The sequence below is a fragment of the Oculatella sp. FACHB-28 genome, assembly GCF_014696015.1.
Lineage (GTDB): Bacteria > Cyanobacteriota > Cyanobacteriia > Elainellales > Elainellaceae > JAAUTN01.
The window spans coordinates 150,999-163,640 of record NZ_JACJPJ010000050.1 but is presented as its reverse complement, the minus strand read 5'-3'; the positions used below and the strand labels follow the sequence as shown (position 1 = coordinate 163,640).

Sequence of the window (12,642 nt, the reverse complement as noted above, 5' to 3'; positions counted from 1 at the left end):
TAATCCAGTAAGGTCACGGGTAGAACACCCGTTGATAGGCTCTAAGTGGAAGCCCAGTAATGGGTGAAGCTGAGGAGTACTAACAGACCGAGGGCTTGACCTCTTCCATTGGTCTAACTAAAACAAAAATCTTCTTTTATTCGCTATGCAGCCTTCAGGGTTCCTGTCCTCGTACACACCCAACAAGTTTCCTGGTGCCTATGGCGCAATGGAACCACTCCGAACCCATCCCGAACTCGGTCGTGAAACATCGCTGCGGCAAAGATAGTTGAGGGGTTGCCCTCCGCAAAAATAGCTCGGCGCCAGGTTATTAATTAAAAAACCACGAATTCCTCCTTCGCTTTATTGAAGGAGGAATTCGTGGTTTTGTATGATTTTGTGCTAGCTCTATTCCTATTTAGGGAAGTTCTGTAAACACAAACACATTGGGAGGCATCTATGGCTAGTGCAGGGTTAAACAAGTGGATAGTTAGTGGAAACCCGGCTGCAAATGTTCAAGTTGAAAACGGTTGATCTTCGAAATGGTGAGAAGGCTAAGGTGGCTCAAGGAACAGTATATGTTCGTAAAGCTCGTAATCGCGAAGAATCGTTTACTGTATCTTCGAGTATCTGGGAACGTTCTGCCGCATGGCGTAAACTTCCTTATCTCAAGAAAGGATCTCTAATCATCTGTACCGGAAGTGTTTAACCAAGTCCTTTCATTTCTAGCAATGGTAATTCCCACGTGCAGGTCTAGAAATGACTGTGTTGGATATTGATCTTGATATTGTTCGTGATAGTGAAACTGACTATCACGGCTTACCAGATTCACGAGCGGAAGTCACTGAGTAGAGAATTTATAGTTCTACAAATAAACCTGAGGTTGAAACGCTTAACTTGCAACCTCAGGTTTATAGGTTAACTGCAACCTAAACTCTATAGCGTTAAAGATTGAGGGTCAGTTTCAATTAGTTTTGCTAAGTCTTGGAGGAACGCTGCTGCGTGAGCACCATAAATGATTCGATGGTCACAGGTAATGTTCACTTGCATTCGTTGTCGCACACCTAGTAGCCCATCTTTGGTGGCAACAACTTGCGGATGTGATGCTCCGATCGCTAAGATAGCGCCTTGTCCGGGCGGCAGTATTGCATCGAATCGATCAACTCCAAACATTCCCAAGTTTGAAAGCGTAAAGCTGCCGGAGGTGTATTCATCAGGCTGTAATTGCTTTGTCCTGGAGCGATTAACTAGGTCTTTCCAAGCACGTGATAGGGAATAGATATCAACTTGATCTGCATTCTTCAACACGGGGGTGATTAAACCGCCATCATCCATAGCAACGGCTACTGAAACGTTAATGTCAGGTTTGTATTGAGTGCCCTGTTCAGTATAGCTAGCGTTCAGTAATGGATGTTTTAGCAGTGTGACTGCGACTGCTTTTGCTAGCAGTGCAGTCATAGTTACACCCTTTGATTTGATCTGCTTGTAGATTTTATCTAGGCTATCGGTAGTGATTGTATAACCCACTCGATAGGTTGGAACCTGAAGGCTCGCAACCATGTTTCGCACTACTGCGTTTTGTAGAGTATTTAGCGGTACAACTTGACCTGGTGCAGTGGGAATCGCAGAAATAGCAGGAGTTGCAGATTTTGCAGAAGTGGGGGATACAGGGGTAGTCGTTTGGACTACTGGTGCAATAACTGAAGGTGTGGGTACAGCAGTTGGCTGGCTCGTTTTTCCAACTGCTGCTTCAACGTCCTCTGCTACGATTCGACCATGAGGACCACTGCCTTTGAGAATATCTAGATCAACTTTTAATTCTTTAGCTAGTTTGCGGGCACGAGGAGATGCAACAATTCGACCGTTACCAGCTTTAGAAGAGCCGTTTTGTTCAGTTTCAGGCTGAACCGCGATCGCCACTGGTGCCGCTTGTTCTGTTTGATCTTGAGTAGATGCTGATGTCGGGCTGCTTTTGGTTTTACCAGAAACTTGTTGTTTGGCAGTTTCAATTTCAGCTTCTGTTTCAGCTATTAGGGCGATCGCCTCTCCTACAGGAGCAACTTCACCTGCAGGCACAACAATTGTTGCAAGATAGCCTTCATAGAAGGACTCTACATCCATGTCTGCTTTATCAGACTCAACAACAACTACGGTTTCGCCCTTTTCAATCTTGTCTCCAGGTGATTTGATCCAGGAGACAATTTTGCCTTCTGTCATAGTGGAACTAAGGGCGGGCATGAAAACTTCGTGAATCATGAGTAGCTTTGCGACAATTAAAACAACATGGATAGCAGAATCGAATTGTATCGTGATCTGGGTCGTTCAAGGATCAGAAATTAGGATGCGAGTAGGCTATGCATCGCCTCGAATTTCTTGGACAACTCCATCGCGTAAAAGTATCTCTACGCGCATTTTGTCGAACAGATTGTCTCCAATTTCTACACGGAAAAAGCCTTCGACTTGGAGCTGCAACACTTCCTTGTCCAGTTCTGCAAGCTGTACTTGTTGAAGTTGTTGAAGGATTCGATTTTTCTGTTCTAAAAGCTCGCTCTTCTTTTGGTTAACTTGTACTTGAATGTTGCCAATTTGTTGAGCGATCGCTGGATCGGCGGGCTGAGAGGTTTGCTTTTGTAGCTCAGCCGTCATGCGCTGTCCCTGGTTCTCTAACTGTTGCAGTTGACCGTCTAACTGGTTAATTTGGGCCTGTAGCTGTTGCTGCATTCCCTCCTTCCACAAAGGAGTGACAAGGGCTTTTACGTTTACAACTCGTTTTAAGAGCAGATGGGATTTAGAAACATCCATGAGTTTTAGGTCAAGGAAACAATTTGAGGATTAGAGACAAAAATTATGTGAGCGAAGCCATGCTGTTCTTGAGCAGCACAACCAGTACAGTTTAGACAAACATCCCGTCAATCATATCGCGATAGCGTTCCATCACAACGGGTCTACGGATTTTGAGAGTTTGAGTCATGGTGCCATTTTCGATAGAGAAAGGCTCTAAGACAAGCCGGAATGGTCCGATGCGATCGTCGGGACGATATCCAGGTCGATTTTTGACCTCACGAGTTAACTCTTGCCGATACAAGTCCTGGACTTGTTTTCTTTCAAGGCTGATTTGAGTCGCAGCTAGAGATGCAGTGTTTTCCTGATCAGGAAGCTGAAGCTGTAGGTTTTGAGTGGCTGCCCATTTTTCTAGCGTTTCTAGATTAGGAACAATCAAGGCACCTAGCGATCGCTGATCTTGCCCGACCAGCATAATTTGGTCAATGTAGGGACTCCGTAAGCAAGCGTCTTCAATAGGCTGCGGCTCGATATTTTCGCCGTTTGTCAAAACGATTGTGTCTTTGGCTCGCCCTGTAATTACCAGATCATCCTCAGCCGTGACTAAACCTAGATCGCCCGTATCGAACCAACCTTCTGAGTCGATCGCCTTGGCTGTTGCCTGAGGATTTTTGTAATAGCCTCGCATTACTTGAGCACCTCGAATCAAAACAACGCCCTGTTGTCCAGCAGGAAGAGGTTGACGGGTTTCTAAATCAACGATGCGGGTTTCAGTTTGAGGAATTGGCTGACCGTCAGCACCTCTAATATTGCGCCAGGGACGACGAACATGGGTAATAGGAGCAGTCTCTGTTAGACCATAGCCGCCTAAAATCTGAATCCCGACAATTTCAAAGAAGTTCTCCAGGTGCATTGCGATCGAACCGCCACCACTCACAACAAACTTAATTTCGCCCCCTATGCCTGCCCGAACCTGTTGGTAGACGAGCTTGTCTCCTAAGCGATGCAATGATGCCAGGAAAGGTAGTTTTAGCCCTGCCCCAAACCGCTCTGCGGCAGAGGGATTCAGGTTTTCTAAGTCTAATTTCTGAACAATTCGGCGGTTATCTATGTAGCGTTGACTAATTTCTAAGAAGAAGTTGATAAGCCGCTGTTTGCTTGCAGGCTGCTCTCGAAACTGCTTCTGCACTCCTTCGTAAATCGATTCCCAGAGGCGAGGCACACCGACCATGTAGTGGGGGTGAAATTCTTTGAGGTCTCGCTTGACTTGACGAATGTTGGTATAGATCTGGGTGCAGCCAAAGGAGAAAATGAAATATTCAAAGGAGCGTTCGTAGCAGTGCCAAATCGGGAGAATGCTGAGGACACGTTCTCCAGGTTGAGGCTGGGCTACGGCTCCTGCATTTGTGACTTGGGACAGCAAATTGCCCTGGGTCAGCATCACTCCTTTAGGAGTTCCAGAAGTCCCAGAGGTATACATTAGGGTAGCTAGCGTGTCCCGATTCGTGCTGACTGCCTGAAGCGAGTGCTTGGCTCCTAACTCTAGAACTTGGGAAAAAGTTAGAGTTTTGAGGCGATCGCCCTCCTCCACAGCCTCATCAGATAGCACAATTGCTAGTCGAATCTGGTCGGGGTTGAGATCAGAGTAGAGTTTTTTAAGGGTAGCCTGGTCTTGAACTGCGATCGCCACACTATCGCTATCAGCAAGAATAAACAGTAGTTCCTCTCGATCTGCCTGAGCACTACGCACTACGTTGACAATGCCAGCCGTCATCATTCCCTGATCAGTGATTAGCCAACGAGGGCTATTGTCTGAGAACAGGGCAACGTGTTCCCCTTCCCGCAACCCCAGTGCCTGCAATCCGGCTGCAAACTGCTGAATCTGCTGCCACAGCTCTGCGTAGGTAATGCTTACCTCTGGTTTCACATGAGGATCATGAAGTGCAACCAGGCTAGACACCTCTTTCCGTTGAGCGGCGATCGCCCAAATTTCGGGAATTGACTGAGCCGCACTAAAGTCATTAGGGCGACTTTCGGAGATGCCAGCACCAGACGGTGTAGCGGTATTTAGAGCGGATGTAGAACCGGAGTTGGTGGGGCGATTCATCATGACTAGCTCCGTAAAGTGCCGTTAAAGTTGCGATTTTTCTAAACTACCCTACTTCTTGCAGCGCTAGAATAGTCAATTGGGAAGGACAGAACCCTATCCGTCTGTCTTGCAACTTCTCCATTTCGCAGATTGGGTCACGAACGCAGCCTGCCAACGAGGAGGGTTGCTCCTGAGAGTCGCTGTCCGAATAATCGGCTATGAAATGCTGATAGGTAGCGGAATTAGAATAGGATAGCAAAGCGTGTTATTAGGAGAATTTATATGCCTAAAGCAGTTTGGAATGGTGTCGTTTTAGCAGAAAGCGACAAATGCGAAGTAGTCGAGGGAAATCAGTACTTTCCTCCTGACTCGATCAATTCAGAATATTTTAAGCCTAGCAACACGCATACTACCTGTCCCTGGAAAGGGCTTGCAAGCTACTACAACATTGAGGTGAATGGGCAAATCAATAAGGATGCTGCATGGTACTACCCCAGTGCTAAAGATGCTGCAAAGAATATTGAAGGCTACGTAGCATTTTGGCGCGGTGTGCAGGTCGAAGCCTAACCCCAAATTAGTCCTTAAGTTGGTGTTGTAAAGCTGGCTTTTGGGTATCTTGATGTCTAACTTGCTGCGTGTGATGCTATCCAGCAAACTGAAATTCCCGGATAAAAAGTGTTACTGTCAAAAATTTGTGACCGGACTAACAGATCCCAGGTCTGAATCCAGGAATAGGTAGATCGTGGTTTGATAGAATTCTGCTGAACATCTCCGTGAGGGTAATGAAAGTATATAGTCCACCCGCCCAGTCACCTCCTATGATTCTGGATTCGTTACCCAACCCTCCTGTGTTGGATGAGGTTTGTCCTCGTCGGGCGCGGTTGCAAATTGATCTTATTATCCTGGCGATCGAAGCGCTAGACCTTGGTGGTTCTGAGGCTCTACTCATGGCTGCTAAAGAGCTTGAACTACAGGGAATTGTAAAAAATCGTGTTTCTCTGTGGCGACTACGCAGCACCAACCCACTAAGGCGCAATAGCCAGCGCCGTCCGCTTACGCTAACAGAAGCAAAAGCATTAGTTCTGATTGCTTGTCATTTGTCACGACGGCTAACCGTTCTAATTCGTCAGTTGCTTTTGGCTTATCAGCAGTTGCAAGAAAAACAGCTCTCTCTAGATCACCATTTCCGCCTGTCTGAATATCTGGAGCGATTTAGGGCGCATTTTCGCTCTCGAATGAACCCCAAACGGGCAGGTGTAATGGCATACAGTACCGATGAAAAGCTGAACGAACTCGCAATGAAGCTTTTGAGCCAACTTCTATTTTGCACAGGAACGGGTGGTACACAGCGGCTCTGGAGCAGCTTGTTTGATGGAGATGTGGCATGACGATTCAGCGTCAATATAGTTTACCGAACTGTAAGCTGGTCCTTGAAGGATGGCCAGATGAGGCGATCGCTAGCAGCACAACGGGTCGTCCACTAGTTTCTAAGTTGGTCAGTGCTGAGTGCCATTTTACTCACCTTGAGAAACCCCTTACAGGGGGTAGAGAATTCTTTGAGAGTCTAATCACAGCCGTTAGTAATTATGCTCAAGAATTTTTAAGTGGGGTGCCTCATCCTTCTCATGCAACGGGCAAGCCAAACCTGGTACATCTTCAGCGGATCAACCAGAATCAACACCGGCTAACGATTCAGGCTGAATCGAGAAATGGTAGTCAGGCTCAGAGTTCTGCGACTCCGATCCAGCTTGATTTGGTAACCGTTCAACTTTTTGATCTGGTTGAAGCGATTGATCAGTTTTTTGCGGATAGCCAAACACTACCGGATTTATCGCTTAATCTAACTCCTGTTTCTAAACGATATGTTGCATCGCAGGAACCGATAACAAAACGAGCAATGCCAGCTGCTTTGGGAGTTTCTGGGCTGGCAGTTGCAGCGATCGCCCTCTTCTTTGTGCCTGTGCCGCAAAGAGGACCAGTAGAGTCAGAGACAACGACAGAACAGTCTACAGAAGTTTCTCCGGCTGCGAATGCCAGTGTTGAAGAAGCAACCGAGTCACCCCCAACTGCAACAACTGCTTCACCAGAACCTGTAGTGGCTGATGACGCATCTGAACTTTCTGATTCTGAGCTGTCTGATTCTGGAGCAGAGCCACCTGATGATGTTTCTGAAACAACAGAAGTTGGAGAATCTTTAGCTGCTGCAGATTTAGAAGCACTGCTAGATGCTGCTCCTGAGATTTCTGACCCAGATCGGCTCGATGAAATGACCTTGCAGTTGCGAGATCAGCTTGATGCAGCCTGGACTGATCGAGATGCTGGACTGGATGAAGAACTCATTTATCGGGTTGGTGTTGCCGAGAATGGCGATATTCTCGGAGTAAAGCAAGTCAACGAAGCCGCTATCACCTACTTTGACCTAACTCCTCTTGCAGATCTGCGATACAACCCAATTGATGCAGATGCGCCAAACCAGGAACCCATTGGTCAGTTTCGAGTTGTGTTTAGACCTGACGGAGTCATTGAGGTCAGTCCCTGGAATGGACGACCTGCTGCCAATGCATCACCTCTAGAGAGCCTTGTTTCTCTGTTGATATAAATACATAAAGGGCGCAAGATTTTTGCGCCCTCAAAGATTCTCCAGTTTCTATCGATGTGCCTGAGGTCCCGCCCAGATGTTGTTTGCCACTCGTCCAAAAGTGACGGGCTGGTCTTCGATGGCGGCGGTGGTGCTTCCGCTAAAATCTACTGCCCATAGCATGGTTTGGGTGTCACCCAGGTTGCCTGCTTGAAAAAGAACCCGCCCAGGATGCGTCTGACTCCAGCCCAATAAAACAGCATTTGTGTACTGAACGCGAGTGGGAGCAACGGTGTAAGTGCGGTTTTGCTGCCGATCCCAAACGACAGCATAGTCGGAAGCAATATCAGAGCCAAACAACGACTCAAACTCTCTTGCCAGGATGCGATCGCCCGTCTCAGACCAGGCAACTGGAATCAAGATGGCAATCCCCCCCGCCTCAACTTCTACAGGAGTGAGATTTCCGTTTCCAAAGGGGTTATCTGCTAGGGGAGAAGATGCAGTAATCGTCTGCAAATCACCCGTCCTCAAATTCTCCAGAAACAAAACACTGCTAACTCGACTCTTAGTGAATTGAGGAGAAACCTGCATTTGAATGCGACTATAAGCCGCATATTCACCATCCGGAGAAATAAGCGACTGGCTGCGGTAATAACGCAGGATTGAAGTATTTGACCGACTTATTTCAGCCAGAGTTGCTAAAACCCAATTCCAGGGAACTGGATAGGGACTATTGAGTGGGTCAAGTTGTACTGACGGCTCCGCCATAGGACTTTCAGAGACAGAATTTTCAGGAACAATAGGGGAAGCTGGCGACTCAGCAGCCGGAACAGCTTCAGGACTAGCTAAGACGGAGCGGGAGCCTAATAGAAACACCAATAACAAGACGGTAGCCAATTGAGATGATGTTCGGGGGAACAACCATCCTAAGCAGAGTTTGATTTGGCGCATTAAGTTAAGTCTCTGGGCGACGGATTTGTGGTGAGATGCGACACCCGAACCAACATAAGGCTGTTCTCGTTCTATCTTTCCTTGATCTATGTATAGCAACTGTAAGGCTCGTGAATGCATGAATTCTCTAAACTCTTCAACAGATGTAATGTTGCTAATGTCAGTCTGTAGGCAGGTAGGTAACTAGTAGGAATCGTGCGATTTTGACCGCAAAGCCGGGAAAATTAACGCTCAGCTTTTGGACTTGTCCAAAGTTGAGGTAGCATCACAACAGGGAAATCTGTGCATGAGGTCGAAATATGACTAGATCCTCAACGGTTCAAGCAACGGAACGCCAATCTCCTCAGCGATCGCCCGGTGGGGGCAGGTCTTTCCTGGTGTTAATTTTTCGGCTGCTGCTGCTAACAGTGGGCGGCAGTTTTGCAGGACTGTTGGGCATAGCGGTTGCTCAGGTTCACCCCGCGCAAATCCAAGAAACGCCCATTCTCGAAAAAGTACTTCAGCGATCTGAAGCGTTAATCAGGGATATTCGAAGTTAATCTTTAGGATTTTCGGAATAAAGCAGTCTCAAACTCTGTTTTCCTGGCACCCATACTGTTGATCCCGGCTCATGCGAATTATTTTTTTTGGTACTCCTCAGTTTGCGGTGCCCAGTTTGGAGCGATTGCTGTCCCAGCCTGAATTTGAGTTGCTTGCGGTGGTGACTCAGCCTGACAAACGACGAGGACGTGGCAATGACCTCATTCCTTCTCCGATCAAAGCGTTAGCAGTTGAGCATCAGCTTCCAGTCTGGCAACCGCGCAGCGTCAAGCGAGATGCCGAAACTCTGGAGAAGTTGCGAACAAGTCAGGCAGATGCTTTTGTCGTTGTGGCCTATGGACAGATTCTTTCGCAAGAAATTTTGGACATGCCTCGGTTAGGCTGCATCAACGCACACGGTTCGCTGTTGCCTAGATATCGAGGCGCGGCTCCAATTCAGTGGAGTCTTTATCATGGCGAGACAGAGACGGGGATCACAACCATGCTGATGGATGTGGGCATGGATACTGGAGCAATGCTACTCAAAACGACTACACCAATTGGCTTGTTAGACACGGCTATAGATTTAGCAAAAACTCTATCGGCAGTGTCGGCTGACTTGCTAGTAGAGACACTGGTTGGACTAGAGCAGCGATCGCTTCAATCTATTCCTCAAGACACTGCTCAGGCTACCTATGCGCCGTTAATTCAAAAGCAGGACTATCAGCTAGATTGGTCACGTCCGGCGATCGCCCTGCACAATCAAGTTCGAGGATTCTTCCCAAACTGCGTTGCGACCTTTCGAGGAACAGTACTAAAAGTTACAGCTACCGTGCCACTGGTAGCAACGTATCACGCGTTGCTTCCGGCTGAGTTGCACGATATAAAACCCGAATGGGAAAGTCTGCTAGAGCAAGCCTCCCAGCAACACGATTCTCTTACTCCTGGAACTGTTGTGGGGTTGCTGAAGAATCAGGGAGCTTTGATTCAGACAGGGGAAGGATTGCTGCTCCTGCGCGAAGTGCAGATGGCAGGTAGGCGATCGCAGTCCGGATGGGACTTCATTAACGGCTCCCGCTTGCAAATCGGCGAAAAGCTAGGAAATGGTTAGTTACTGGTCATTCGCGCAACGACCAGTAACTCGTGAATCAAAAACCTCAATCACTCAAACCCCGTCCCTGAACCTGAGTAAGCAAAGTTGCATCCGGTATGTCGCCTTCGGTGTAATAGCCTGCTGCTTTTTTGGCCTCAATTTCTACTTTGGCATCAGCCGGAATCAGTTCTTCGGGAATGGGCACCCGCTCGATGATCTCGATGCCAGAATTGACGATCGCCCGGTATTTCATGTCACTCATGGAGATAAAGCGATCAATTCGGGTAATTCCGAGCCAATGCAGCACATCAGGCATGAGTTCTTGAAAGCGCATGTCTTGCACACCTGCAACACATTCGGTGCGGGCGAAGTAAGCATCGGCGCGATCGCCCCCTTCCTGACGTTTTCGGGCATTGTAGACCAAAAACTTGGTCACTTCACCCAAGGCTCTACCTTCCTTGCGAAAATAGACGATTATTCCAGCTCCGCCTGCTTGAGCCGTTTGAATGCAAGCCTCAATTCCATGTACCAAATAGGGTCGGCAGGTACAAATATCAGATCCAAATACATCTGACCCATTGCATTCATCATGTACCCGCACGGTCAGCGGCTTTTGCGGATCAGTAATTGCGTCCAGATCTCCCACCATGTAGACGGTAATGCCACCAATCGGAGGTAAGAAAACCAGCAAGTCCGGACGAGTTACCAGTTCTGGAAACATTCCACCTGTTTGCTCAAACAAGGTTTTACGCAAAACCCCTTCATCGACTTTGAGCCGTTTGGCAATTCCGGGTAGATACCAGACTGGCTCAAGGGCTGCCTTTGTGACAACTAAATCGCCACCTGTCTTCATAATTTTGCCATCTACCTGCAAGCGCCCCTTAGCAACCGCTTCTTGCAGTTCCGGCATATTGATGTGAGCTTTGGTGATGGCGATCGTTGGGCGAATATCGTAGCCCTGCTCGTAAAAAGGCTGAAACACTTCGCCTACAGAAGCGCCAAACGGGTCTAGAGCAACAATTTTGTCTGGATCAGCCCAACTAGGATGGGGTCCAATCCGCACTGTCGGAGAGGTATCAGTTAGATCAGCCCGATGACCAGATTGCAGCACGCCACTCGCGACTGCCAAGGCCCGATAGAGGGCATAAGAACCAGAGTGAGTCCCAATTACATTACGATGGGCAGAATTGGTTAAGGTCGCCACAACTGGTCCTCGTTTCAAGGGGTCTGCGTCTCCCCAAGAGATAGCTGTGGGTTTAGGACCAAATCGATTGGGGTGAGAGGTTAAAACGATGTGACTGGGTTTTGAAACGGCTGATTGTTCTGACATAGATCTCCTAAATGCTGCCCTGATAAGAATTTGCTGCTAAGAAATTGCGGTTCAAGAAATTTCAAGAACTGCTTCTGTGAACTTGTCGCTAAACCTCTCAGTTGCTTGCTAAAGCATTTCAAGTAGATCAGCTAGATCTGGTTTTAGGGCCGAGAGTTTTTTACTAGAAAAACTTCAGTGTCAAGAACAGGTGAAATCTACTTGGAGGTGCGCTGTACAGCGAATGAGGTGTGGTGCGGTCTAGCTGTGCGATTTACAGGAGAAAAATGCAACCTCCCAGTTAATTTTGAACTGCCCATACAAGTCAAAATCAAGGTCTTGAGCGGTTTCTAATTTTTGTCGTGTACTCAACTCGCAGAATAATTGCTGATCAAATTCCTGTGGAAGGTAGTATTCTAGCAGCCGTAGCTAAAGCTGGGAATGGCTTTGCTTATAGATTTCGATCGCTACAACAGCCAGTCTTTACGGTAAAAAGTGGCATTAAGAGCGAAGATTTTTGATTTCTCAATGAGCCTGGCTGAAACGGTTTGCTAACAGAGAAATGATGAATTCCTGAAATATTGCTGCTGATTGCGGGTGTTGCTGCCGCATTTTCTCTAGTGCTTGAGCAGAGAGGCGATGAGAATGTAAATCTGCTCACCCTTCTCCCTCAACAATTCTGCTTAGTGAGGGGGGCAACACTGCTGTGGTAATTTGCGCCTGAGAGCGAGTGTTTTGCCACGCCAATTTGGCTATAGCCCGTACCTGCAGCAAATCCACTCACGGGATGAAGAATAAAGCGAATCAACCCGCCTCCCGCAGCGCTCCTAACAACAGCAGAGATGCACCCGTGAGTGAAGAGGTTATGGCGATCGCGCCATTAGCATCACGCCTATCTAAACTAGTCTGCGAATTATGAGCGGTAGATGAAGAATGCAGTGAATTAGAGAAGCTTTGTGGAAAAGGCTTTTATCATAAGTTCTTACGAAATATTGCAGTTAAACTTCCACAGATACCAGAAGAGTTTAAACCTCAAAAGCCGCGATAAATAACCACTCATCGGGGCTGTTCATGGACATTCGCCTATTTCACGCTTGTTCTGCTCAAACTCAAAATAGCCAAGTGTTGCTGTCTAGAATTCAGGTGTTTTCGGGAATACTTGATTTTCTTCAAATCTTTAAAGACTTAACTCAGAGCCTAAAGATTCCCTGAAGCCAAGCTCCAGAAGTTCCCTTAGAAACTAATCATAGTTATGGTTTCTACTAGCAACATCAACAGTGTCTCAAGAATTTTTCTGAGATTTTACTGAATACGCGACTGTATAACTAATGCCTTAATGTCGG

11 protein-coding genes and 2 rRNA genes are annotated in these 12,642 nt (G+C 47.3%); 8 read left to right on the top strand and 5 right to left on the bottom strand.

The annotated features are described in order from the left end of the window. A 23S ribosomal RNA gene (locus H6F88_RS10495) occupies nucleotides 1–103 on the top strand; the annotation flags it as partial. 87 nt (nucleotides 104–190) lie between these two features. Next, nucleotides 191–308: ribosomal RNA gene (rrf, locus tag H6F88_RS10490) — 5S ribosomal RNA — on the top strand. 607 nt (nucleotides 309–915) lie between these two features. Here rrf and H6F88_RS10480 read toward each other — a convergent pair. The 3 genes from H6F88_RS10480 to H6F88_RS10470 all read right to left on the bottom strand — a co-directional run bounded on the left by H6F88_RS10480 (nucleotide 916) and on the right by H6F88_RS10470 (nucleotide 4,870). Continuing rightward, nucleotides 916–2,235 carry a dihydrolipoamide acetyltransferase family protein gene (locus tag H6F88_RS10480; RefSeq protein ID WP_190642691.1) on the bottom strand — a complete coding sequence of 440 codons (1,320 nt, stop codon included), beginning with the start codon at nucleotides 2,233–2,235 and terminating at the stop codon, nucleotides 916–918. 96 nt (nucleotides 2,236–2,331) lie between these two features. Next, nucleotides 2,332–2,781: a YlqD family protein gene (locus H6F88_RS10475; protein WP_190642690.1), complete on the bottom strand. Its 450-nt coding sequence runs from the start codon at nucleotides 2,779–2,781 to the stop codon at nucleotides 2,332–2,334. A gap of 91 nt (nucleotides 2,782–2,872) precedes the next feature. After that, entirely contained in the window at nucleotides 2,873–4,870 is a 1,998-nt protein-coding gene (locus H6F88_RS10470) for an AMP-binding protein (protein WP_190642689.1), read from the bottom strand. 261 nt (nucleotides 4,871–5,131) lie between these two features. On the opposite strand from H6F88_RS10470, the gene H6F88_RS10465 reads away from it, so the two are divergent. The 3 genes from H6F88_RS10465 (at nucleotide 5,132) to H6F88_RS10455 (ending at nucleotide 7,448) form a co-directional block, all read left to right on the top strand. Continuing rightward, nucleotides 5,132–5,416 (top strand): DUF427 domain-containing protein, encoded by a 285-nt coding sequence (locus H6F88_RS10465; protein WP_190642688.1) that lies wholly within the window; start codon nucleotides 5,132–5,134, stop codon nucleotides 5,414–5,416. Between the two features lie 215 nt (nucleotides 5,417–5,631). After that, nucleotides 5,632–6,237: a DUF3038 domain-containing protein gene (locus H6F88_RS10460; protein ID WP_190642687.1), complete on the top strand. Its 606-nt coding sequence runs from the start codon at nucleotides 5,632–5,634 to the stop codon at nucleotides 6,235–6,237. Beyond that, nucleotides 6,234–7,448: a DUF4335 domain-containing protein gene (locus tag H6F88_RS10455; RefSeq protein WP_190642686.1), complete on the top strand. Its 1,215-nt coding sequence runs from the start codon at nucleotides 6,234–6,236 to the stop codon at nucleotides 7,446–7,448. Before H6F88_RS10460 ends, H6F88_RS10455 begins: the two co-directional genes overlap by 4 nt. A gap of 48 nt (nucleotides 7,449–7,496) precedes the next feature. Here H6F88_RS10455 and H6F88_RS10450 read toward each other — a convergent pair whose 3' ends face one another. Continuing rightward, a complete protein-coding gene (locus H6F88_RS10450; protein ID WP_242050493.1) occupies nucleotides 7,497–8,324 on the bottom strand; it encodes a hypothetical protein in 828 nt (275 codons plus the stop codon). A 353-nt stretch (nucleotides 8,325–8,677) separates the two neighbouring features. On the opposite strand from H6F88_RS10450, the gene H6F88_RS10445 reads away from it, so the two are divergent. Next, nucleotides 8,678–8,917, top strand: coding sequence for a hypothetical protein (locus H6F88_RS10445; protein WP_190642685.1), 240 nt, complete (start codon nucleotides 8,678–8,680; stop codon nucleotides 8,915–8,917). A gap of 71 nt (nucleotides 8,918–8,988) precedes the next feature. Continuing rightward, nucleotides 8,989–10,008 carry a methionyl-tRNA formyltransferase gene (gene fmt / locus H6F88_RS10440; protein WP_190642684.1) on the top strand — a complete coding sequence of 340 codons (1,020 nt, stop codon included), beginning with the start codon at nucleotides 8,989–8,991 and terminating at the stop codon, nucleotides 10,006–10,008. A 46-nt stretch (nucleotides 10,009–10,054) separates the two neighbouring features. Here fmt and H6F88_RS10435 read toward each other — a convergent pair whose 3' ends face one another. Further along, the gene (locus H6F88_RS10435; RefSeq protein ID WP_190642683.1) at nucleotides 10,055–11,320 is read right to left on the bottom strand and encodes a GTP cyclohydrolase II; all 1,266 of its coding nucleotides are present in this window, start codon (nucleotides 11,318–11,320) and stop codon (nucleotides 10,055–10,057) included. 766 nt (nucleotides 11,321–12,086) lie between these two features. On the opposite strand from H6F88_RS10435, the gene H6F88_RS33945 reads away from it, so the two are divergent. After that, on the top strand, nucleotides 12,087–12,218 hold the full coding sequence (locus H6F88_RS33945; protein WP_277882018.1) for a hypothetical protein: 132 nt from the start codon (nucleotides 12,087–12,089) through the stop codon (nucleotides 12,216–12,218). Nucleotides 12,219–12,642: the final 424 nt, after the last annotated feature.

What these genes read in the sequence shown, in the direction of transcription:
- H6F88_RS10480 (WP_190642691.1), bottom strand. Translation starts at nt 2,235, where the DNA reads ATGATTCACGAAGTTTTCATGCCCGCCCTTAGTTCCACTATGACAGAA.
- H6F88_RS10475 (WP_190642690.1), bottom strand. Translation starts at nt 2,781, where the DNA reads ATGGATGTTTCTAAATCCCATCTGCTCTTAAAACGAGTTGTAAACGTA.
- H6F88_RS10470 (WP_190642689.1), bottom strand. Translation starts at nt 4,870, where the DNA reads ATGATGAATCGCCCCACCAACTCCGGTTCTACATCCGCTCTAAATACC.
- H6F88_RS10465 (WP_190642688.1), top strand. Translation starts at nt 5,132, where the DNA reads ATGCCTAAAGCAGTTTGGAATGGTGTCGTTTTAGCAGAAAGCGACAAA.
- H6F88_RS10460 (WP_190642687.1), top strand. Translation starts at nt 5,632, where the DNA reads ATGAAAGTATATAGTCCACCCGCCCAGTCACCTCCTATGATTCTGGAT.
- H6F88_RS10455 (WP_190642686.1), top strand. Translation starts at nt 6,234, where the DNA reads ATGACGATTCAGCGTCAATATAGTTTACCGAACTGTAAGCTGGTCCTT.
- H6F88_RS10445 (WP_190642685.1), top strand. Translation starts at nt 8,678, where the DNA reads ATGACTAGATCCTCAACGGTTCAAGCAACGGAACGCCAATCTCCTCAG.
- fmt (WP_190642684.1), top strand. Translation starts at nt 8,989, where the DNA reads ATGCGAATTATTTTTTTTGGTACTCCTCAGTTTGCGGTGCCCAGTTTG.
- H6F88_RS10435 (WP_190642683.1), bottom strand. Translation starts at nt 11,320, where the DNA reads ATGTCAGAACAATCAGCCGTTTCAAAACCCAGTCACATCGTTTTAACC.
- H6F88_RS33945 (WP_277882018.1), top strand. Translation starts at nt 12,087, where the DNA reads ATGAAGAATAAAGCGAATCAACCCGCCTCCCGCAGCGCTCCTAACAAC.